This is a genomic window from Variovorax sp. Varisp41 (genome assembly GCF_047325085.1).
Classification (GTDB): Bacteria; Pseudomonadota; Gammaproteobacteria; order Burkholderiales; family Burkholderiaceae_C; genus Variovorax.
Window position 1 is genome coordinate 17,160 of the sequence record NZ_CP168540.1, and the last position, 20,103, is coordinate 37,262.

Below are 20,103 nucleotides of genomic sequence, written 5' to 3' on the forward strand. Positions count from 1 at the left end.
GCGGCGAAGGTTCCCGGACCGCGCGCGCATCAGTGCACTGCGTCGTGCAGGGTGCGCACTTCGTCCGCGGCATGGCGCGGCCACAGCGCGAGACCGCCCGCGAGGCTCCAGGCCTGCGCATGGCCGAGGCGGCGCAGCGCGCGCGCCGCCTGCGCGCTGCGGTTGCCGCTGCGGCAGAAGAACAGGATCGGCGTTTCGCCCGGCAGCGCCAGCCAGTCGGGCAGGGCGTTGAGCAGCCGCGAGAGCGGCACGGCCTGGCGCCGCGCGGCATCGAGCACGCCGGGCTGGCCGAGCCGCTGCTCGTAGGGTTCGCGCACGTCGACCAGCAGCAGGCCCGGATGCTTGCGCAGCAGCGCGGCCGAGGCCTCGGGCGACAGCTCGGGCGTGCCGCTGCCGGCGCAGCGGTCGACCCGCGCGCCGCAGGCCATGGTCCGGTATTCGGTGAGCCCGAGGTCGCGCTCGAGCGCCGCCTTCGCGCTCGCGAAGCCCTGCGCGTCGAGGTGGCCGTCGAGCACGTCGTCGAGCAGCGGCTGGGCCATGCGCTCGGTGACCAGCGTGCTCGCGAAGCGGTCGTCGTAGTCGTGGCCCGGCAGCAGCAGCGTGTCGGGCTTGAGGGCGCGCTGCAGCTTCAGCAGGGACGGGCCGAAGGCCAGCGGCCGGCTCTGCGCGAAATCGCTGCGGCCCAGCGCGCCGGGCATCACGGTGTCGCCGACGAAGGCCAGGCGCAGCCCCTTGGCGTCGCGCAGCAGGTAGACGGTGGAGTCGGCGGTGTGGCCCGGCACGGCCAGCCGCGTGAGGCGCAGCGCGCCGAGCGCGATCTGCGTCGCGCCTTCGGGCCAGCCGAGCGCATCCACCGCGCCCGCCTCCAGCTGATGCGCCGGCACGGCGGCACGCAGTTCGGGCCCCGAGGAGGCATGGTCGCCATGGCTGTGGGTGTCGAGCACGGCCGCCAGCGTGTAGCCGTGGCAGCCCAGCCACTGGGTCAGCTGCGCGTTCAGTTCGGGCAGCGGATCGATGACCACGCAGCGCCGGCTCTGGTCATCGGCCAGCAGGTAGCAGCAGGCGCCGTCCACCACGAAGCGGGTCAGGCGCTCGGGTGGCTGCGCCTGGTTCTGCGGCACCGGGCCCAGGCAGCTCTGGCGCAGCGACTCGCCGCAGGCGCGGATGCGCGCGCAGGCCTCGTCGATGAAGGCATCGTCGCTGGCAGGACCGAAGGACAGCCGCACCGCCGACGCGGTCTGCCAGGCGGGCAGACCCATCGCCTCGAGCACGTAGCTGGGCCGGGCCTTCGAGGCACCGCAGGCCGAGCCGCCGCTCACGCGCATGTCGGCCGCGTCGAACAGGTCCAGCAGCAGCTTGGAGCTCAGGCCCGGCACCGAGAAGTTCAGCGTGGTCGGCAGACACAGCGCGCTCGGCGCATTGAAGACCAGGCCCGGGAAGGCCTCGGCCAGCGCGGCGGCCAGGCGGTCGCGGCAGGCCGCGAGCGCGTCGGCGCGGCGGAAGGTGAAGCCTTCCTCCAACGCGCCCAGCACCGCGCCGAGCGCGGCGATGCCTGACATGTTCTCGGTGCCCGAGCGCAGCGAATCCTCCTGGCCGCCGCCGGCCATCAGCGGCGTGAAGGGCGCGCCCTCGCGCACGTAGAGCAGGCCGATGCCCTTGGGCGCGTAGAGCTTGTGGCCCGAGAAGGGCGCGTAGTCGATCGGTCGCTCGCCCAGGCGCAGCGGCAGCTTGCCGAGCGCCTGCACGCTGTCGACCATCCACAGCGCCGGGCTGCAGACCAGCGCGGCCGCGATGCCGTCGAGGTCGCTGACCACGCCGGTCTCGTTGTTGGCGGCCATGGTGCAGACCATGCCGGCGCGCGGCGCGTGCGCGCGCAGCCAGTCGAGGTCGTGGCGGCCGTTGCGGCCCACGGGAATCGCCAGCACCTCGAGGTCGAGGCCCAGCAGCGCGTTCCAGTGGCGCAGCGCCTCGGGCACGGCCTTGTGCTCGGTCGCGCCGTAGAGCAGCAGCTCGGGCACGCTCTCGCCGGCCTGGCGCCGCGCGCGCAGCGCGTTCAGAGCCGACAGCACGGCGGTCTGGATGCCCTCGGTCGCGCCGCTGAGGAACAGCAGCCGCCCCGTGGGCGCGCCGATCGCGCGGCGGGCGCGCTCGCGCACCGCGTCCATCAGCGCCCGGGCCTTGAGGCCGGTGTTGTGGATGCTGCTGGGGTTGCCGAAATCGCCGGCCATGGCGGCCAGCGCGGCCTCGCGGGCCTGGGGCAGAACGGGGGTGGTGGCGTTGGCGTCGAGGTAGATGTCCATGCCTCGATTCTGCGAAGCCGCGACAGGAAAAGGCTTGCGTTGTAGACTCGATTTCCCTGATTTTTGAGAATCAAATTCTATTTTTCATGGCAAAAATAAAATTGGACGCCATAGACAGAAAGATTCTCGAGCTGCTGCAGCTCGACGCCGGGCGCCAGATCGCAGATCTCGCGAGCCAGGTCGGCCTGTCTCAGACGCCGTGCTGGCGCCGCATCCAGCGGCTCAAGGAAGCCGGCGTGATCACGCGCAACGTGATGCTGGTCGATCCGCAGAAGGTCAACGTCGGCGTGACGGTGTTCGTCGCCGTGCGCACCAGCACCCACACGCAGGCCTGGTTCGATCGCTTCAAGGCCGTGGTCGACGTGATCCCCGAGATCGTCGAGTTCTATCGCATGAGCGGCGAGATCGACTACCTGCTGCGCGTGGTGGTGCCCGACATCGCGGCCTACGACAAGGTCTACAAGCGGCTGATCGCCGACACCGAGCTGTTCGACGTCAGTTCCAGCTTCGCGATGGAGGAGATCAAGTTCACGACCGCGCTGCCGCTGTCGTACGCGCAATAGCGAAGGGATCAGGCCGGGTGGGCGAGCGCGAACAGCGCGCGCGCCATCGCGTCGATCTCGTCGCGCATCGCGAGCGTGGCCAGCCATGGCGCCGGAATGCCCGCCACGCCATGAAACGCGCCCGCGAGCTGGCCGCAGATCGCGGCCGTGGTGTCGGCGTCGTCGCCGAGGTTGGCGGCCGCGAGGATCGCTTCCTCGAAGGAGTCGGCCTGCGCGAAGCACCACAGCGCCGCCTCGAGCGATTCCACGCAATAGCCCGAGCCCTTGATCGCATCGCGCGGCTTGTCGCGCCAGCGGCCGGCCGCGAGCGCGGCCACGCCGGGGCTCGGTGCTTCGCCGAGGTCGCGCGGCGCGAGGATCGACGCCTTGTTCTCGCCGCGCAGCGCGGCCTGCAGCTGCAGCGCGAACAGGCGCGAGCAGGCGATGGCTTCGGCCGCGCCGTGCGTGGTGCGCGTGCTGTCGGCGGCAAGCCGCAGCAGCGCGGGCGCATCGGCCACGCCGAACATCGCGACCGGCGCGAGCCGCATCAGCGCGCCGTTGCCGGCGGTGCGCGGATCGGGATCGCCCGCGAAGGGATCGCCGCTCGCGAGGTAGCGCGACAGCGCGTTCGACACCGTGATGCCGATGTCGAAGCAGCGCCCGTTGCTGCTCATGTAGCCCACGCTGCGCCAGTTGCAGTAGCGGTTCATCTGGTCGACGGCATCGAAGCCGCGGCAATGGACCAGGCTGGCCGCGAGGCACAGCGCCATCGAGGTGTCGTCGGTCCATTCGCCGGGCGCGAGGCCGAAGGGCCCGCCGCCCTGCATGCCGGTGACGGGCACGAAGCTGCCGCGCGGGCTGAATTCCACGCGCGTGCCGACGGCGTCGCCGCAGGCCAGGCCGAGCAGGGCGCCGCGGAAGCGGTCTTCCGTCGAGGTCGTCATGATTTCAACCCGCCCGCAGTCGGTCGCGCACGGCCATCAGCGCGAAGCCCAGCAGGTTCTGGCCGCGCCAGCGCGCCGGCTCGCGTGCGTCGGCATGGCTCGCGGCCATGCCGATGCCCCAGATCGCGTCGTAGGGGCTGGCTTCCACCAGCACCTGCTCGCCGGTGCGCAACAGGAACTCGCCCATCGCCGCATGCTGCGAGAACTTCGCGAGGTTGCCCTGCACGACCAGGTCGAAGGCCGCGTTAGTCCATGCGGCGTCGTCGAAACCGCGCACCGCGCGGCCCAGCTTCTTGGCCTCGGCCGGCGTGCGCGCGGCGAGCACCTGGCCCAGGACCTCGGTGTCGCCGAAAAGCCGCGCCTTGCCGGCCATCATGAAGTGCTCGGCCGTCGCGTATCGCACGCCCTCGATCTCGAACGGCGCCTCGAACCACTGGCTGAAGCAGCCCTTGCCGGCGCTGCCGTCCTTCTCGGGCTGGTGGCCCCAGAACAGCGGGTAGCGGGGTTCGAAGCCCTGGGCGATGCGCTCGATCAGGGCGGCGCGGTGGAGGGTGGTGTCGGTCATCTTCTTCATCCCGTTCTCATCTCTGGGGACTGCCGTTTTCGCCTCGTCGGCAGAGGTTGGCCAGTGCTCGGTTAATTAGTTGTTCAGTACAACAAATTGAAGGTTGTATAGTACAACTAATCATCCGAACGTCAAGCCCGCGTGAGCAAGCCCTCTTCTTCCCCATCCTCGCTCGACTTTCCCCGCCCCCTCGTCACCGTCGACGTGGCGATGTTCACCGTGCTCGACGACGCGCTGCAGGTGCTGCTGGTGCGTCGCCCCGCCGACAGCGCCGAGCCCTATCCAGGACGCTGGGCGCTGCCGGGCGGCTTCGTGAACGTCGACGAGGACGCCACGCTGCTCGACTGCGCGCTGCGCAAGCTGCGCGAGAAGACTGGCGTGGTCACGCCCTACCTCGAGCAGCTCGGCAGCTGGGGCGGGGCGAAGCGCGATCCGCGCGGCTGGTCGGCCACGCATTGCTTCTATGCGCTGATCCCGGCGCAGGCGATGCAGCTGCGCGGTGGCGCCAACGCGGCCGAGGTGGCGTGGTTCGAGGTCGAGGCGGCGCTGCGCAAGCGGCTGGCCTTCGACCATGGCGAGCTGCTCGCGGCGGCGGTGGCGCGGCTGCGCAGCAAGGTTGAATACACCTCGCTGCCGGCCTTCCTGCTCGAGGAGCCGTTCACGCTGCCGGCGCTGCAGCACACCTATGAGGTCGTGCTCGGGCGCCCGGTCGACAAGAGCGCGTTCCGCAAGCGCATGCTCGACGGCGGCTTCATGGAGGAGGCCGGCATGCTCGCGGGCGGGGCGGGGCGCCCGGCGATGCGCTACCGGCTGCGCGACCGTTCGCGGGCGGCGCTGTTCCCGCGCACCTTCAATGCCCGGCCCGACGCGGGCTGAGCGCGCCGCACCTCACAGGCGCAGCATCATCGCCCCGAGGTAGGTGCGCACCGCCGCGCTGCTCGCGAGGCCGATCGCGCGCTCGTAGGCCTGGCGCGCCGCGGCGCGCGCGCCGCCGGCCGCCAGCAGGTGCGCGCGCGCGGCCCAGAAGGGCTGGTAGTTCGCGACCTCGTCGGGCGGGATCGCATCGAGCGTGCGCAGGCCGGCGTCGGGTCCGCGCGCGTTGGCGAGCGCGCAGGCCAGGCTCACCTGCGCGCCGATGCTGGGCCGCAGCGCGAGCAGGCCTTCGTACAGCGACACCAGCGCCTCGGGCGGCACCGGCGCGCCGACGCGGCGCTCGCAGTGCGCCGACTGGATCGCGGCCTCGAGCTGGTAGGCGCCCAGGCGCTGCATGGCCGAGGCGCGGCGCAGGCAGGCCTCGGCCTCGGCGAGCAGGTCTGGATTCCAGCGCGCCGGATCCTGCTGGTCGAGCGGCACGTAGGCCCCGCTGTCGCTGCGGCGCGCCTCGGCGCGGCTCTCGCAGAACAGCATCAGCGCGAGCAGGCCCAGCGGCTCGGGCTCCTCGGGCATCAGCGCGCAGAGGATGCGGCCGAGGTCGATGGCCTCGGTGGTGAGGCCGTCGGGCCGCGCATCGGCGCCGTCGACGTCGTCCCAGCCGGTGCCGTAGGCGGCATAGATGCCGTCGAGCACGTCCTGCAGTCGCTGCGGCAGCTCGCGAGCCTGCGGGTACTCGAAGGGGATGCGCGCGTTGCGGATGCGTGTCTTGGCGCGCACCAGCCGCTGGCTCAAGGTGGCGGGCGAGGTGAGGAAGGCGCCGGCCATGCGCGCGGCATCGAGGCCCAGCACGGTCTGCAGCATCAGCGGCGTGCGCGCGGCGGCGTCGATGGCCGGATGGGCGCAGACGAAGAACAGGCGCAGCCGGTCGTCGGGCACGGCATGGCCCTCGGCCTCGGCGGTGTCCATCTCGCCTGCCAGCAGCAGCAGGGTCTGGGTGGCGTCGTCCTGCACGCGGGTGTGGCGCCAGGCGTCGAGCCGGCGGTTGCGCGCGACGCTCAGCAGCCAGGCGTCGGGACGCTCGGGCACGCCATCGGCGGGCCAGCGCTCGAGCGCGCGCGCGAAGGCATCGGCCAGCGCGTCCTCGGAGCCGGCGATGTCGTGCGTGCGTGCCGAAAGGATCGCGAGCAGCCGGCCATAGGACTGGCGGGCCGCTCGCTCGGCAGCCTCGCGGGCGGCCGTGTCGTTCATGGCGCGTGCCCCGGCGGTCTCAACCGCCCTGGGCGCTGGCGGTGAAGGCCGGACGGACTTCCACGCCGCCGGTGGCGGCGCAGGGCGCGCGCGCGGCCCATTCGAGCGCGGCGTCGAGGTCGGGCACGTCGATCACGAAGTAGCCGCCGAGCTGCTCCTTGGTGTCGGCGAAGGGGCCGTCCTGCACCTGGCGCCTGTCGCCGCGGATGCGCAGGGTGGTGCCGGTCATCGGCGGCATCAGGCCGTGGCCGCCGAGCGCGAGGCCCGACTGGCGCACCGCGTCGGCGTAGGCCACCCAGCTCGCGCGCCGGGCCTGGGCGGACGCATCGTCGCGCTGCTCGAATTCGGCAGGCGTCTGATAGAACAAAAGCATGTACTGCATGGTGCAACTCCGTCGTGAAAAGCGGATCGAGCAAGATCGCTCACACCAATGACGGCTGGCTGACCGGCATTTCGACAGCGAGTTGCATATTCTTTTACGACGCGGCCGGCAGCGCAATGGCGGTCGCCCCGACCTTCAGCATGGCGCTGGCCGGCCGGGCCGGTCGCCCGAGGCAGAATCGACCGATGCCGATGACACGCGACGACAACCTGCGCCGGGCGCACGAACTGCTGGACTGGAACAGGAAGAACCTGCGCGCCGACACCGCGCTCACGCAGGCGCTGATCGCCGAACGCTTCGCGCCGCGCTTCGTGGTCGAGGCCAACGGCCGCCGCCACGATGCCGACCACGACAACTACCTGGCGTTCCTGAACGGCTTTCGCGCCACGATCGCGCGCATCGACTACCGCGTGAGCCACGCGGTGGCGGACGAGGAGTCGGTGGTGCTCGCGATGCGCGCGCGCGTCGAGCGGACCGCGGGCGCGGTCGACCACTTCGACGCGATGCTGCTGCTGCGCTTCGATGCGCTCGGCAAGGTCGTGCTGTGGCACGAGGTCTACCTGCCGGTGGCGGACGCGGGCTGAGCCGCGCCGTCGTGATGTGGGTCGGGTTCAGGCCGCCCGGGCCTGTTCCTTCGGCGCGAACATCGCCTCGAGTTCGCTGCGCAGCTTGAAGGCGTGGGTGCCGGTGTCCATCGCCACGTCGGCCCAGGTCAGGCTCTGGCCCTTGCGTACCGGGCGCACCAGCTTGATGCCGTGCGCCAGCCCCAGCGGCAGGCCGCCGATGCGCAGCGAGCGCTCGGCCGGCAGCAGCTTGCCCCAGACCGTGTAGCCGCCTTCGCCGTCGAGCAGCTCGCCGGGCGCGAGGTCGCGCTTGGCGGTGGCGACCACGTCGGCGTTCCAGCAGGTGGCCACGCCCGTGGGTTCGCCGCGCAGCGCCACGCTCGCGACCGACAGGCCGACCTCGAGCCCGATCAGGTGCCAGCGCTTGTAGAGCGTGAAGTAGCGCCCGCTCGGGTCGGTGTGGGCGTTGTATTCCTCGAAGCAGTTCTTGATGTAGTCGGTCTCGGCCTCGACCGTGACCCACACGCCCATGCGGATGTCGTAGGGGATCCTGCGGCCGTCGGCCTCGAGCGAGGAGACCACCTCGACCATGCCCTTGCGCTCGAGCACGCCGCCTTCGTCGCGCGGACGGGTCACGAACGGGATGTCCTCCACGCTGGCCGGCGGATAGAGCAGGCCGTCGGAGGGCACGCCCAGCCCGGTGGCATTGGCCACGGCCGAGCTCTCGATCGAGGGCTTGGAGCCGTCGAGGAAGCTGTTGAACATCTTCGGGTTGAGCCCGCCGCGCCGCGCCTGCTCGGGCGTGAGGCCGTAGTTGCCCCAGACGGTCTCGGGCGTGGATTCGCTGAAGTGCGGCAGCCACTTGTGGCCGCGCCCGGCCGCCACCACCGGGAAGCCGCAGGTGCGGGCCCAGTCCACCAGGTCGCAGATCAGCGCGGGCTGGTCGCCGAAGGCCAGCGAATAGACCACGCCCGCCTGCTGCGCGCGGCGCGCCAGCAGCGGGCCGCAGAAGGCATCGGCCTCGACCGTCACGTTGACCACGTGCTTGCCGTGCGCGAAGGCGTCGAGGCAGTGGTCGACCGCGGCCACGGGGTTGCCGGTGCACTCGACCACGATGTCGATCGAAGGCTCGCGCGTCACGGCCTGCCAGTCCTCGGTGATCCAGGTGGCGCCGGACTTCAGCGCTTCCTGCACCGACGTTGCGTTGGCGCGCGCGGCCTCCCAGCCCACGCGCTCGAGGTTGACGCGCGCGGCCGCGGGCGAGAGGTCGGCGATCGCGACCAACTGCACGCCCGGCGTGCGCGGGATCTGCGCGAGGTACATGGAACCGAACTTGCCGGCGCCGATCAGGCCGATGCGGATCGGGCGGCCTTCGGCGGCGCGCTGCTGGAGTTTCTGGTGGAGGCTCATGGAAGGGGTCTTGTCTCGGTGGTTCTTCTGGGCGGGGTCAGGCGACGGCCTCGAGCGTCTCGGTCGAGGTGCGCAGCGCGCTCTCGGGCAGGCCGTTCTTCCACGGCAGGTCGACCGGGTAGGGCTTAAGCAGGCAGTCGTCGGGCAGCATCGCTATCGGCGCGAAGTCGCGGTGCGCGATGTACTCGGGACGCTTGTGGCGGCGGATGTGGTTGCTGACCGCGCACAGGCTCAGGTAGACCGCCACGCGGTTGAACGGCGACAGGTTGCTGCCCGAGGCATGCACCAGGCAGCTGTGGAACAGGATCATCGAGCCGGCCGGGCCCTTGGGCGAGACGATGCCGCCGTCCTTGCCGCCGGCGCGATCCACCAGCTGGCGGATCAGCGCGTTGTCGACCGTCCACAGCGGGTAGCTGGTGGTCGTGAGGTCGTGCTTCGCGTCGACCACGCCCTTGCGGTGGCTGCCCGGGATGAACATCAGCGGGCCGTTGTGCTCGTTCACGTCGTCGAGAAAGATCGCGACGTTCATCGCGCGCTCGGTCGGCATCAGGTCGTCGTTGAGCCAGGTGCCGTAGTCCTGGTGCCATTGCCAGACGTCGCCCTCGAAGGCCATCTTGCCGTTGATCTTGAACTGGTGCATGTAGACCTCCTCCTCGAAGAGGTCGCGCACCGGGCCCACCATGCGCGGATGGCGCGCGAGCTTCGCGAAGGGCTCGCTGTAGAGGTGGGCCGCGAAGTTCGTGCGCACCGCGTCCGAGCCCTTCTCGCGCACGTTGAAGGCCTCGCGGCGGCCGTAGAGCTCGGGCACCGCGTCGGTCAGCACGCGGGTCTCCTCGGGGGAGAAATGGCCGGGAAAGAACAGGTAGCCGTCGCGCTCGAACTGCGCGCGTTGCTCGGGGGTCAGCTTCATGCGGTGTCTCCTTGGGTCGTGCGTGGGTGGGAAGGGATCGGGGAAGAGGGGGTGGATGCGCGCGCGAGCTGCTCGGCCAGGCGCCGGCCCAGCGCCTCGCTGGCCTGCGCCACGTGCTCCTCGCTCAGGCGCGCGGCCTCGCCGGCATCGCCCGCGGCGATGGCGGCCGCGATGGCCTCGTGTTCGTCCCACAGCGACTCGCGCTGCGGCTCGGCCTGCAGCACCGCGCCCATCGCGCGGCGCAGGTGGCGCCAGTGCTGGTCGGCGCTCTGCGCGATCAGCGGATTGCCCGAGGCCGCGTAGATGGCCTGGTGGAAGGCCATGTCGGCATCGATCATGGCCTCGACGTCGCGCCCGCCCGCGGCGCGGCGCCCGCGCTCCATCAGCTCGGGGTCGATGCGAAAGCGCTCGGCGGCCGCGAGCCGCGCGGCCAGCACGTCGAGCGCGCCGCGCACCTGGTAGACCTTGCGCATCCAGTCGGCGTCGAGCGGCGCCACCAGCACGCCGCGGCCTGGCGCGTCGTGCACGAAGCCGTCCTTCTTGAGCAGCCGCAGCGCCTGCAGCACCGGCTGGCGCGACACCGCGAGCCGCTGCGCGATGTCCTCCTGCGTGAGCCGCTCGCCGGGCGCGAGCTCGCCGCTGCTGATCGCGCCGAGCAGGGCGCGGTACACCTGGTCGACGAGGTCGGGCGCGACCTCGATGCTGACGAGCTGGGCGGGCATGGGCGACTCCGTTTCTGAACTCTGTATACAGAGTACGGAATCCGGCGCGGTTGCGCAGCTAGGGTTTTCACCGGCGTGGCCGGTAGCACCCGCAATGCTCGCGTAACGCCCGGCCACACAATCCAGCCCGATTTCGACGGGTCTTTCCTTTCTTTCTTTCTTTCTTTTCAGGTCAGCTTTTCGCGACCTTCCGGGTGTACAACCCTCGCCCAATGCAAAACCAAGACAACAAAGCAACGCAGGACCCCCGCCACGCCTCGCCGGCCGGCCCCGCGCGCAGTCGCGCAGCCTGGCCCCGCCAGGGTGCCGTCCTGGGAGCGGCCCTGCTGCTGAGCGCCTGCACGCTCGGCCCCGACTTCAAGACGCCGGGCCTGCCGGCCGCCGCGCAGGGCGCCGATTACACGGCCTCGCCGATGCCCGGGCGCACCGCGCAGGCGCCGGTTCCGGGCGGCCAGTCGCAGCAACTGCTGCCGGGCCGGGACATTCCCGCGCAGTGGTGGGCCGTGTTCCGTTCCGAGCCGCTCGACCGCCTGATCCGCGACGCGCTCGCGCAGAGCCCCACGCTGGCCTCGGCCCAGGCCACCTTGCGCCAGGCCCAGGCCAACTACGAGGCCCAGTCGGGCAGCCTGCTGTGGCCCCAGGTCAACGGCTCGCTGGGCGGCACGCGCGAGCGCGCCTCGCAGGTCACGACGCAGGTGCCCGGCGGCCAGCTGCTCACGCTCTACAACGCCCAGGTCAACGTCAGCTATGCGCTCGACGTCTTCGGCGGCAACCGCCGCGCGCTCGAGGGCGCGCAGGCCACGCTCGAGGCGCAGGGCTACCAGGTCGAGGCGGTCTACCTGACCCTGACCGGCAACCTCGTGACCACGGCGATCCGCGAGGCCGCGCTGCGCGCGCAGCTGCAGGCCACGCGCGAGGTGCTGCAGGCGCAGCAGCAGCAGCTCGACGTGATCGAAAAGCAGTTCGACACCGGCGCCATCCCGAAGTCGACCGTGCTGCAGCAGCGCACCCAGGTCGCGCAGACGCTGGCCACGATCCCGGCGATCGAGAAGTCGCTCGCGCAGACGCGCCACCAGCTCGCGGTCTACGCGGGCCGGCTGCCGAGCGAGGCCGGGCTGCCCGAGTTCGATCTCGCGAGCCTGAACCTGCCGGCCGAGCTGCCACTGTCGCTGCCCTCCGAGCTCGCGCGCCAGCGGCCCGACGTGCGCGCCAGCGAGGCCCGGCTGCACGCGGCCAGCGCCCAGATCGGCGTGGCCACGGCCAACCTCTATCCCAAGTTCAACCTCACCGGCAGCTACGGCAGCAGCGCCACGCGCTCGCGCGACCTGTTCCGCTCGGCCACCGATTTCTGGAGCGTGGGCGCTGCGCTCGCGCAGCCGATCTTCGATGGCGGCACGCTGCGCGCGCAGAAGCGCGCGGCGGTCGCGGCCTACGACGCGGCCGCGGCGCAATACCGCGACACCGTGCTCGGTGCCTTCCAGAACGTGGCCGATGCGCTGCGCGCGCTCGAGCTCGATGCCACGGCGCTGCAGACCCAGGCCACGGCCGAGTCGCTCGCCAGGCAGTCGCTCGACCTGGCGACCGCGCAGTTCCGCGCCGGTGCCGTCAGCTACGTGCAGCTGCTGACCGCGCAGCAGGCCTGGCTGCAGACGCACACCGCGCTGGTGCAGGCCCAGGCCGCGCGCCATGCCGACACCGCCGCGCTGTTCCAGGCGCTGGGCGGCGGCTGGTGGAACCGCGGCGAACTCGCCGACGCGACCATCGCCCCGGCCGCCGACACCGCATCCGCCCCGGCGCGGAACTGAATCCCGCCGCGGCATGAAAACCTCATGCCGCGGCACCCCGTCCCTTCATCCATAACTCGAAGAGAAGCCTACCCATGACCCGGAGAATGATCATCATGATCGGCTGCGTGCTGCTGGTCGTTGCCGCGCTGGCGCTCGGCAAGTTCCTGCAGATCCGCGCGTTGATTGCCGCCGTGCCCAAGCCGGGCCCGCAGACCGTGTCGACGGTCGAGGTGCAGAAGCTGCAGTGGCAGTCCCAGTTCTCCGCGGTCGGCACGCTGAACCCGGTGCGCGGCGCCGACCTCGGCACCGAGGTGGCCGGGCTGGTGCGCCAGGTGCATTTCAAGTCCGGGCAGGACGTGAAGGCCGGCGCGCTGCTGGTCGAGCTCAACGCCGACTCCGACATCGCCCAGCTGCACGCGGCCGAGGCCGCCGCCGCGCAGGCCGCCACCGTGCTCAAGCGCGACCAGGCGCAGCTCGCGGTGCAGGCCGTGAGCCAGGCGCAGATCGATGCCGACACCAACGACCTCAAGGCCAAGCGCGCGCAGGTCGAGCAGCAGGCCGCGCTGGTGGCGAAGAAGTCGATCCGCGCGCCGTTCGCGGGCCGCCTGGGCATCACCGCGCTGAATCCGGGCCAGTACGTGAACGCGGGCGACAAGCTGGTCACCCTGCAGACGCTGGACCCGATCTACGTCGACTTCACGCTGCCGCAGCAGCAGCTCGCGGGGCTCGCGGTCGGCCAGGCGGTGAATCTCGCGGTCGATGCCTTCGCCGGCCAGGCCTTCAGCGGAAAGATCAATGCGATCAGCCCCAAGGTGGACGCCGCCACGCGCAACGTGCAGGTGCAGGCCACCGTCTCGAACCCGAAGCAGCAACTGCTGCCGGGCATGTTCGCGACCGTGAAGATCGACATCGGCGGCGCGCGCGAACAGCTCACGCTGCCGTCCACCGCCGTCACCTACAACCCCTACGGCTCGACCGTGTTCGTGGTGAAGACGGCCGATGCCTTCAAGGCCGCGACCGCGCCCGCGGCCGGCGCATCGGGCGCCGCGCCGGCCGCGCCGGCGGCCAATGCCAACGCGCCGAGCGGCGACCAGCTGGTCGCGCAGCAGGTCTTCGTCGAGACGGGCCCGACGCGCGGCGACCAGATCGCCATCGTCAAGGGCCTGGAGGCCGGCCAGGTGGTGGTGAGCAGCGGGCAGAACAAGCTGAAGAACGGCACGCCGGTGAAGGTCGACAACAGCGTCCAGCCGGCCAACAGCCCGAACCCGACGCCGCAGGAAAAGTGAGGCCGTCCGCATGAACTTCACCGACATCTTCATCCGCCGGCCCGTGCTGGCGATGGTGGTGAGCCTGCTGATCGTGGTGCTCGGGCTGCGCGCGCTGGCCGGCCTGCCGGTCAACCAGTACCCGAAGACCGAGAACGGCGTGGTCACCATCAGCACCGCCTACTACGGTGCCGACGCCGCCACGGTCGCGGGCTTCATCACGCAGCCGCTCGAGGCCGCCGTGTCGCAGGCCCAGGGCATCGACTACCTGTCGTCCTCGAGCAGCCTGGGCGTGTCGACCATCACCGCCACCCTGCGGCTGAACTACGACTCGAACCGCGCGCTGACCGAGATCAACACGCAGGTCAACTCGGTGCGCAACCAGCTGCCGCCGCAGGCGCAGCAGCCGGTGCTGACGGTGGCCACCGGCCAGACCACCGATGCCATGTACATCGGCTTCTACAGCGACACGTTGCCCAACAACAACGTCACCGACTTCCTGGTGCGCGTGGTGCAGCCCAAGCTCAATGCCATTCCCGGCGTGCAGACCGCCGAGATCCTGGGCGCGCGCACCTTCGCGCTGCGTGCCTGGCTCGATGCGCAGAAGATGGCCGCCTACGGCGTGACGGCGACCGACGTGAGCGCGGCGCTGGCCGCCAACAACTACCTCGCCGCCGTCGGCCAGAGCAAGGGCCAGATGGTGAGCGTGCCGCTCACCGCGGGCACCTCGTTGCACAGCGTGGACGAGTTCAAGCAGCTGTCCATCAAGAGCAGCAACGGCGCCATCGTGCGGCTGCAGGACGTGGCCAACGTGACGCTGGGCTCCGAGAACTACGACTTCAACGTCGCCTTCAACGGCGTGCGCTCGGTGTTCATCGGCATCAAGGTCGCGCCCGAGGCCAACATCCTCGACGTGGCCAAGCAGGTGCGCACCACTTTCCCCGAGCTGCAGGCCCAGCTGCCCAGCGGGCTGACCGGCAAGATCGTCTACGACTCGACCGACTTCATCAACACCTCGATCAGCGAGGTGATCAAGACGCTGGTCGAGGCGCTGCTGATCGTGACGGTGGTGATCTATCTCTTCCTGGGCAGCCTGCGCGCGGTGCTGGTGCCGGTGATCGCGATGCCGCTGTCGCTGATCGGCACCTTCTTCGTGATGCTGGCGCTGGGCTACTCGATCAACCTGCTCACCTTGCTGGCGCTGGTGCTGGCGATCGGGCTGGTGGTGGACGACGCCATCATCGTGGTGGAGAACGTCGACCGGCACATGCGCGAGGGCAAGTCGCCGATGCAGGCGGCGCTGCTCGCAGCGCGCGAGCTCGGCGGGCCCATTCTCGCGATGACCGTGGTGCTGGTGGCGGTGTACGTGCCCATCGGCTTCCAGGGCGGGCTGACCGGCTCGCTGTTCACCGAGTTCGCGTTCACGCTCGCGGGCGCCGTGGTGGTGTCGGGCGTGGTCGCGCTCACGCTGTCGCCGATGATGTGCTCGCGCATCTTCAAGCCCGAGCAGGACAGCGGCAAGTTCGCGACCAAGATCGAGCACGTCTTCGAGCGCGTGCACCACCGCTACGCGCTGATCCTGCGCGGCGTGCTGCGCACCTGGCCGGTGATGATCGTGATGGGGGTGATCCTCATCGGCCTCCTGTTCGTGATGTTCAAGATGTCGAAGTCCGAGCTGGCACCCGAGGAGGACCAGGGCATCGTGCTGTCGCAGGTGGTGGGCGCGCCCACGGCCACCATCACGCAGATGCAGACCTATGCCGACCAGATCTTCAAGGTCGCGCACGACACGCCCGAGTACGCGCAGCTGTTCCAGCTGACCGGCGTGCCGAGCACCAATGCCGGCATCGCCGGCGTGCTGCTCAAGCCCTGGGACCAGCGCACGCGCAGCGCGCACGACATCCAGGCCGACCTGCAGCAACGCTGGAACGGCATCGCGGGCGCCAAGGTGGTGGCCTTCCAGTTCCCGGCGCTGCCGGGCGCCTCGGGGCTGCCGGTGCAGTTCGTGATCAAGACCACCGAGCCGTTCGAGAACCTCAACACGCTCGCGCAGCAGATCATGGACAAGGCGCGCGCGGACGGAAAGTTCTACTACATCGACGCCGACCTCAAGATCGACCTGCCGCAGGCCACCGTGGTGGTCGACCGCGACAAGATCGCCTCGCTCGGCATCACGCAGCAGGACGTGGGCAACGCGCTGGGCGCGGCGCTCGGCGGCGGCTACGTCAACTACTTCTCGATTTCGGGCCGCTCCTACAAGGTGATCCCGCAGGTGCAGCAGGTGGACCGGCTCAACCCCTCGGACGTGCTGAACTTCTACATCAAGACGCCCAACGGCGTGGTGCCGGCCAGCACGGTCGCGAGCCTGAAGTACAGCGTGCAGCCCGAGACGGTGAACCACTTCCAGCAGCTCAACTCGGTGACCATCCAGGGCGTGCCCAGCGGCACACAGGGCGAGACGCTCGAGTACCTGCGCGGCGTGGTGCAGCAGCTCGCGCCCAGCGGCTACACGGTCGACTACGCGGGCCAGTCGCGCCAGTTCGTGCAGGAGTCGGGCAACTTCGCCATCACCTTCCTGTTCGCGCTGATCATCGTGTTCCTGGCGCTGGCGGCGCAGTTCGAGAGCTTCCGCGACCCGATCGTGATCCTGGTGTCGGTGCCGCTGGCCCTGTTCGGCGCCATGATCTTCATCTTCTGGGGCTTCGCCTCGATGAACATCTACACGCAGGTCGGGCTGGTGACGCTGATGGGCCTCATCAGCAAGCACGGCATCCTGATCGTCGAGGTGGCGAACCGGCTGCAGAAGCAGGGCCTGAGCAAGCTCGACGCCATCGTCGAGGCCTCGGGCACGCGGCTGCGCCCGATCCTGATGACGACGGCCGCCATGGTGTTCGGCGTGCTCCCGCTGGTGATCGCCTCGGGCGCCGGCGCGGCGGGTCGCAAGGCGATGGGCATCGTGATCTTCAGCGGGCTGTCGATCGGCACGCTGTTCACGCTGTTCGTGGTGCCGGCGATGTACCTGTTCATCGCGGCGCGGCACCAGAAGGAAGAGACCGGCCAGGCCGACGCGGTTGCGCCGCAGCAGCAGGTGGCGCCCGAGGCCTGAGCCGGCACCCACGCGATGGATGAAGGGCCCGCGGTCGCGAAGACCGCGGGCTTCTTTTTTTGGGGGGCTCCTCGCGTCCGCCGCCTTGCCCGCGCGCTTTCAACTGCGCGACACTAGGCCCATGCAACTCCCCACCTACGACGACGTCACCGCCGCGGCCGCGCGGCTCGAAGGCCATGCCCACCGCACGCCGGTGCTGCGATCCAGCACCGCCGATGCGCGCTGGGGCGCCCAGTTCTTCTTCAAGTGCGAGAACTTCCAGCGCATGGGCGCGTTCAAGTTCCGTGGTGCCTTCAATGCCTTGTCGAAGTTCGACGCCGAGCAGCGCAAGGGCGGCGTGATCGCCTTCTCGTCGGGCAACCATGCGCAGGCGATCGCGCTCGCCGCGCGCCTGTTGTCGATGCCCGCGGTGATCGTGATGCCCAAGGACGCGCCGGCCGCCAAGCTCGCGGCCACGCGCGGCTATGGCGCCGAGGTGGTGCAGTACGACCGCTTCACCGAGGACCGCGAGGCGCTGACGCGCCGGCTCGCCACCGAGCGCGGCATGACGCTGATCCCGCCCTACGACCATCCCGACGTGCTCAGCGGCCAGGGCACGGCCGTGAAGGAACTGATCGAGGAGACCGGCCCGCTCGACCACCTGTTCGTCTGCCTCGGCGGCGGCGGGCTGCTGTCGGGCTCGGCGCTGTCGGCGCGCGCGCTGGCGCCCGGCTGCAAGGTCTACGGCGTCGAGCCCGAGGCCGGCAACGACGGCCAGCAGTCGTTCCGCGCGGGTCGCATCGTGCACATCGACACGCCCAAGACCATCGCCGACGGCGCGCAGACCCAGCACCTGGGCGAGTACACCTTCGGCATCATCCGGCGCGACGTCGACGACATCTTCACGGTCAGCGATGCGCAGCTCGTGGAGGCGATGCGCTTCTTCGCCGAGCGCATGAAGATGGTGGTCGAGCCCACGGGCTGCCTCGCGTTCGCGGCCGCCTGCGCGGCGGGTCCGCTGATCGCCGGCCAGCGCGTGGGCGTGCTGATCAGCGGCGGCAACGTGGACCTGGGGCGCTACGCGGCGCTGCTCGGCGGCACCGCCTAGGGTCGTTGCCAGACGACGCGGCGCGCGTTCTCGCCGCATTCGAGCAACTGCCGGTAGGCCGGCGCATCGAAACCCGGCAGTTCGAACAGCCAGGCCTCGAAGCGCGCGAAGCCGCTGGCCAGCGTGGTGACCGCCATCAGCGGCTGCGTGCCGTCGCGCTGCGCGCAGGGCTCGATCCACACGCGCGGCAGGCCCTCGGCCATGGTCTGCGAGCGCACCGCGATCGCATCGATGGCCGCGAGCTCGACACGGGTCTGCACGTTGCCCTGGCGCACCAGCATCAGCGCATCGCTGCCGAGCGCGATGCGCGCGCCGTCGTAGGGCGATTGCGACGGGGCGGCGGGCCCTTTGCCGCGCAACGCGCCGTGCGCCCGCTGGAACGCGCGCAGCGAGCGGCTGCCGAAGATGTAGGCCGTGCCCACCGCATAGAAGACGGCCTGGAAGCCGATGAAGGCGATCGTCGCCGGGCCCACGCCGTTGGCGTTGCGCGTGGAAATCAGGGTCCAGAGCGCGAAGGCGCTGGCGACGGCCGCGACCGCGCTGATCGCGCCCCAGAGCCAGGCCGCCGCGCGGCTGCCGCGCAGCGCGGCCAGGAACACCAGCGCATAGACGGCCAGCCGGATGCCGATCATCGAACTGGGCCGCATGGCCACCTGCCACAGCTCGGTGGCGACGTAGATCGCCGCGATCGCGGCCAGCGGCCAGGGCGCGCGCACCGTTCAGCCGACGCGGATGCCCGCGGCCGTGAGATGCAGCAGCCGGTCGGCGCGCGCGGCCGCGCTCTCCGAATGCGTGACCAGCACCAGCGAGGCGCCATGCTCGCGCGTCTGCGCGATCAGCAGGTCCATGACCTTGGCGGCGGTCGAGGGATCGAGGTTGCCCGTGGGTTCGTCGGCCAGCAGCAGCGCGGGCCGGTGCACCAGCGCGCGCGCGATCGCCACGCGCTGCAGCTGGCCGCCCGAGAGCGTCTGCGGCAGCCGTGCGCCCATGCCCGGCAGGCCCACGGCCTCGAGCATGCGCGCGATGCGCGCCTCGTCGCGGCGCTCGCCGAGCAGCATCAGCGGCAGCGCGACGTTCTGCGCCACGTCGAGGTGCGGCAGCACGTGGAAGGCCTGGAACACGAAGCCCACGTGGCGCCGGCGCCAGAGCGCGCAGGCCTCGGCGTCGAGCGCGCCGATGTCGGTGCCGTCGTGCACCACGCTGCCGGTGTCCCAGCGGTCGAGGCCGGCCATGCAGTTGAGCAGCGTGGACTTGCCGACGCCCGATTCGCCGACGATGGCGACGAACTCGCCGGGCTCGATCGCGAGGCTGACGTGCTCGAACACCGGCGCCTGGCCGTAGTGCTTGCCCAGGTCGGAGATGCGCAGGGTCATGGGAGGAGCGTGGGCGCGATGAGGCGCACCGCCGACGGCAGCGCGTCGGGCGCGTCGCAGGCGATCACGGTGCGGTGGGGCATGCCGCGCAGCCAGGTGACCTGGCGCTTGGCGAGCTGGCGCGTGGCGGCGATGCCGCGGTCGCGCAGGTCCTGCAGGGCGGCGGCATCGGGCGGGTCGGCGACGTCGAGGGTCTCCCAGGCCTGCCGGTAGCCCACGCAGCGCATCGAGGGCAGATCGGGCGAGAGGTCGCCGCGCGCGCGCAGCGCACGCACCTCGTCGAGGAAGCCCGCGGCTAGCATGGCGTCGAAGCGCTGCGCGATGCGCGCATGCAGCCAGGCGCGGTCGGCGGGCTCGAGCGAGAACAGCCGGCCGCCTTCGACGCCGCGCGTGGACTTGCTGTCGCTGGCGTGGAAGTGCGACAGCGGCTGGCCGCTGCTCTCGTACACCTCGAGCGCGCGCTGGATGCGCTGGCTGTCCTGCGGCGCGAGCCGCGCGGCCGTGACCGGATCGACCTGCGCGAGCCGCGCATGCATCGCGGGCCAGCCGAGTTCGGCGGCCTCGGCATCGATGCGCGCGCGCACCGCGGCGTCGGCCGCGGGCATCGCGTCGATGCCGTCGAACAGCGCCTTGAAGTACAGCATGGTGCCGCCCACCAGCAGCGGCATCGCGCCGCGCGCGCGGATCTCGTCGATCAGCCGCGCCGCATCGGCCACGAAGGCCGCCGCGCTGTAGCTCTCGCGCGCATCGAGGATGTCGATCAGGTGGTGCGGCACCGCGCGCAGCTCGTCGGCGCTGGGCTTGGCGGTGCCGATGTCCATGCCGCGGTAGACCAGCGCCGAGTCGACGCTGACGATCTCCACCGGGTGTTCGCGCGCGAGTGCCAAAGCGACGGCGGTCTTGCCAGAGGCGGTGGGGCCGGCGAGGGCCACGAAGCGCGGTCGACCGGGGGGCGGGGAAGAGGGAACCATGAGGGAGCGAGCGTAGCAAATGGCCCGCCCTTGAAAGCGGGAGCGGGCAGCCGAA

General features: G+C 70.9%; 18 protein-coding genes. 7 read left to right on the forward strand and 11 right to left on the reverse strand.

Features of this window, described 5'->3' with window-relative positions:
- Positions 1–29: 29 nt before the first annotated feature.
- Positions 30–2,300 (reverse strand): aminotransferase class V-fold PLP-dependent enzyme, encoded by a 2,271-nt coding sequence (locus ACEN9J_RS00070; protein ID WP_413762951.1) that lies wholly within the window; start codon positions 2,298–2,300, stop codon positions 30–32.
- A gap of 101 nt (positions 2,301–2,401) precedes the next feature.
- On the opposite strand from ACEN9J_RS00070, the gene ACEN9J_RS00075 reads away from it, so the two are divergent.
- Positions 2,402–2,863 carry an Lrp/AsnC family transcriptional regulator gene (locus tag ACEN9J_RS00075; protein WP_064262233.1) on the forward strand — a complete coding sequence of 154 codons (462 nt, stop codon included), beginning with the start codon at positions 2,402–2,404 and terminating at the stop codon, positions 2,861–2,863.
- Between the two features lie 8 nt (positions 2,864–2,871).
- Here ACEN9J_RS00075 and ACEN9J_RS00080 read toward each other — a convergent pair whose 3' ends face one another.
- Positions 2,872–3,786, reverse strand: coding sequence for an ADP-ribosylglycohydrolase family protein (locus tag ACEN9J_RS00080; protein ID WP_413762952.1), 915 nt, complete (start codon positions 3,784–3,786; stop codon positions 2,872–2,874).
- A gap of 4 nt (positions 3,787–3,790) precedes the next feature.
- The gene (locus tag ACEN9J_RS00085) at positions 3,791–4,360 is read right to left on the reverse strand and encodes an NADAR family protein (RefSeq protein WP_413762953.1); all 570 of its coding nucleotides are present in this window, start codon (positions 4,358–4,360) and stop codon (positions 3,791–3,793) included.
- A 132-nt stretch (positions 4,361–4,492) separates the two neighbouring features.
- Here ACEN9J_RS00085 and ACEN9J_RS00090 point away from each other — a divergent pair, with 132 nt between their 5' ends.
- Positions 4,493–5,227, forward strand: a complete 735-nt coding sequence (locus ACEN9J_RS00090) for an NUDIX hydrolase (RefSeq protein WP_261217183.1) — start codon at positions 4,493–4,495, stop codon at positions 5,225–5,227.
- A 12-nt stretch (positions 5,228–5,239) separates the two neighbouring features.
- On the opposite strand, the gene ACEN9J_RS00095 is transcribed toward ACEN9J_RS00090, so the two are convergent.
- Together ACEN9J_RS00095 and ACEN9J_RS00100 are read right to left on the reverse strand one after the other, a co-directional pair.
- The gene (locus tag ACEN9J_RS00095) at positions 5,240–6,472 is read right to left on the reverse strand and encodes an RNA polymerase sigma factor (protein WP_413762954.1); all 1,233 of its coding nucleotides are present in this window, start codon (positions 6,470–6,472) and stop codon (positions 5,240–5,242) included.
- Between the two features lie 19 nt (positions 6,473–6,491).
- Entirely contained in the window at positions 6,492–6,854 is a 363-nt protein-coding gene (locus ACEN9J_RS00100; RefSeq protein WP_057596857.1) for a YciI family protein, read from the reverse strand.
- 185 nt (positions 6,855–7,039) lie between these two features.
- On the opposite strand from ACEN9J_RS00100, the gene ACEN9J_RS00105 reads away from it, so the two are divergent.
- The gene (locus ACEN9J_RS00105) at positions 7,040–7,438 is read left to right on the forward strand and encodes a nuclear transport factor 2 family protein (protein WP_057596856.1); all 399 of its coding nucleotides are present in this window, start codon (positions 7,040–7,042) and stop codon (positions 7,436–7,438) included.
- A gap of 27 nt (positions 7,439–7,465) precedes the next feature.
- Here the strand turns inward: ACEN9J_RS00105 and ACEN9J_RS00110 are convergent, their stop codons facing one another.
- The 3 genes from ACEN9J_RS00110 to ACEN9J_RS00120 are packed head-to-tail and all read right to left on the reverse strand — an operon-like array spanning position 7,466 to position 10,459.
- Complete coding sequence (locus ACEN9J_RS00110; protein WP_261217175.1) at positions 7,466–8,827, reverse strand: NAD(P)H-dependent oxidoreductase; 1,362 nt, start codon at positions 8,825–8,827, stop codon at positions 7,466–7,468.
- Positions 8,828–8,864: 37 nt separating this feature from the next.
- Positions 8,865–9,737 (reverse strand): phytanoyl-CoA dioxygenase family protein, encoded by an 873-nt coding sequence (locus ACEN9J_RS00115; protein ID WP_057596854.1) that lies wholly within the window; start codon positions 9,735–9,737, stop codon positions 8,865–8,867.
- Positions 9,734–10,459 (reverse strand): GntR family transcriptional regulator, encoded by a 726-nt coding sequence (locus ACEN9J_RS00120; protein WP_057596853.1) that lies wholly within the window; start codon positions 10,457–10,459, stop codon positions 9,734–9,736. The genes ACEN9J_RS00115 and ACEN9J_RS00120 overlap by 4 nt, the downstream gene beginning before the upstream one ends.
- A 212-nt stretch (positions 10,460–10,671) precedes the next feature.
- Between ACEN9J_RS00120 and ACEN9J_RS00125 the strand changes: the two genes are divergently transcribed.
- The 4 genes from ACEN9J_RS00125 to ACEN9J_RS00140 all read left to right on the forward strand — a co-directional run bounded on the left by ACEN9J_RS00125 (position 10,672) and on the right by ACEN9J_RS00140 (position 17,704).
- Positions 10,672–12,264 (forward strand): efflux transporter outer membrane subunit, encoded by a 1,593-nt coding sequence (locus tag ACEN9J_RS00125; protein ID WP_413762955.1) that lies wholly within the window; start codon positions 10,672–10,674, stop codon positions 12,262–12,264.
- A gap of 74 nt (positions 12,265–12,338) precedes the next feature.
- Positions 12,339–13,532: an efflux RND transporter periplasmic adaptor subunit gene (locus ACEN9J_RS00130; RefSeq protein ID WP_413762956.1), complete on the forward strand. Its 1,194-nt coding sequence runs from the start codon at positions 12,339–12,341 to the stop codon at positions 13,530–13,532.
- Between the two features lie 10 nt (positions 13,533–13,542).
- Positions 13,543–16,617 (forward strand): efflux RND transporter permease subunit, encoded by a 3,075-nt coding sequence (locus ACEN9J_RS00135; RefSeq protein ID WP_057596851.1) that lies wholly within the window; start codon positions 13,543–13,545, stop codon positions 16,615–16,617.
- 121 nt (positions 16,618–16,738) lie between these two features.
- Positions 16,739–17,704: a threo-3-hydroxy-L-aspartate ammonia-lyase gene (locus ACEN9J_RS00140; RefSeq protein WP_203201873.1), complete on the forward strand. Its 966-nt coding sequence runs from the start codon at positions 16,739–16,741 to the stop codon at positions 17,702–17,704.
- Here ACEN9J_RS00140 and ACEN9J_RS00145 read toward each other — a convergent pair.
- The 3 genes from ACEN9J_RS00145 to miaA are packed head-to-tail and all read right to left on the reverse strand — an operon-like array spanning position 17,701 to position 20,048.
- Positions 17,701–18,420 (reverse strand): hypothetical protein, encoded by a 720-nt coding sequence (locus ACEN9J_RS00145; protein ID WP_413762957.1) that lies wholly within the window; start codon positions 18,418–18,420, stop codon positions 17,701–17,703. The two genes, ACEN9J_RS00140 and ACEN9J_RS00145, sit on opposite strands and share 4 nt — an antisense overlap.
- Positions 18,421–18,423: 3 nt before the next feature.
- Positions 18,424–19,077: an ABC transporter ATP-binding protein gene (locus tag ACEN9J_RS00150; RefSeq protein ID WP_296739884.1), complete on the reverse strand. Its 654-nt coding sequence runs from the start codon at positions 19,075–19,077 to the stop codon at positions 18,424–18,426.
- Positions 19,074–20,048, reverse strand: a complete 975-nt coding sequence (gene miaA / locus ACEN9J_RS00155) for a tRNA (adenosine(37)-N6)-dimethylallyltransferase MiaA (protein WP_413762958.1) — start codon at positions 20,046–20,048, stop codon at positions 19,074–19,076. Before miaA ends, ACEN9J_RS00150 begins: the two co-directional genes overlap by 4 nt.
- Positions 20,049–20,103 lie beyond the last annotated feature (55 nt).

Coding starts and splice junctions, on each gene's coding strand:
- ACEN9J_RS00070 (WP_413762951.1), bottom strand. CDS start 2,300: ATGGACATCTACCTCGACGCCAACGCCACCACCCCCGTTCTGCCCCAG.
- ACEN9J_RS00080 (WP_413762952.1), bottom strand. CDS start 3,786: ATGACGACCTCGACGGAAGACCGCTTCCGCGGCGCCCTGCTCGGCCTG.
- ACEN9J_RS00085 (WP_413762953.1), bottom strand. CDS start 4,360: ATGAAGAAGATGACCGACACCACCCTCCACCGCGCCGCCCTGATCGAG.
- ACEN9J_RS00095 (WP_413762954.1), bottom strand. CDS start 6,472: ATGAACGACACGGCCGCCCGCGAGGCTGCCGAGCGAGCGGCCCGCCAG.
- ACEN9J_RS00100 (WP_057596857.1), bottom strand. CDS start 6,854: ATGCAGTACATGCTTTTGTTCTATCAGACGCCTGCCGAATTCGAGCAG.
- ACEN9J_RS00105 (WP_057596856.1), top strand. CDS start 7,040: ATGCCGATGACACGCGACGACAACCTGCGCCGGGCGCACGAACTGCTG.
- ACEN9J_RS00110 (WP_261217175.1), bottom strand. CDS start 8,827: ATGAGCCTCCACCAGAAACTCCAGCAGCGCGCCGCCGAAGGCCGCCCG.
- ACEN9J_RS00115 (WP_057596854.1), bottom strand. CDS start 9,737: ATGAAGCTGACCCCCGAGCAACGCGCGCAGTTCGAGCGCGACGGCTAC.
- ACEN9J_RS00120 (WP_057596853.1), bottom strand. CDS start 10,459: ATGCCCGCCCAGCTCGTCAGCATCGAGGTCGCGCCCGACCTCGTCGAC.
- ACEN9J_RS00125 (WP_413762955.1), top strand. CDS start 10,672: ATGCAAAACCAAGACAACAAAGCAACGCAGGACCCCCGCCACGCCTCG.
- ACEN9J_RS00130 (WP_413762956.1), top strand. CDS start 12,339: ATGACCCGGAGAATGATCATCATGATCGGCTGCGTGCTGCTGGTCGTT.
- ACEN9J_RS00135 (WP_057596851.1), top strand. CDS start 13,543: ATGAACTTCACCGACATCTTCATCCGCCGGCCCGTGCTGGCGATGGTG.
- ACEN9J_RS00140 (WP_203201873.1), top strand. CDS start 16,739: ATGCAACTCCCCACCTACGACGACGTCACCGCCGCGGCCGCGCGGCTC.
- ACEN9J_RS00150 (WP_296739884.1), bottom strand. CDS start 19,077: ATGACCCTGCGCATCTCCGACCTGGGCAAGCACTACGGCCAGGCGCCG.
- miaA (WP_413762958.1), bottom strand. CDS start 20,048: ATGGTTCCCTCTTCCCCGCCCCCCGGTCGACCGCGCTTCGTGGCCCTC.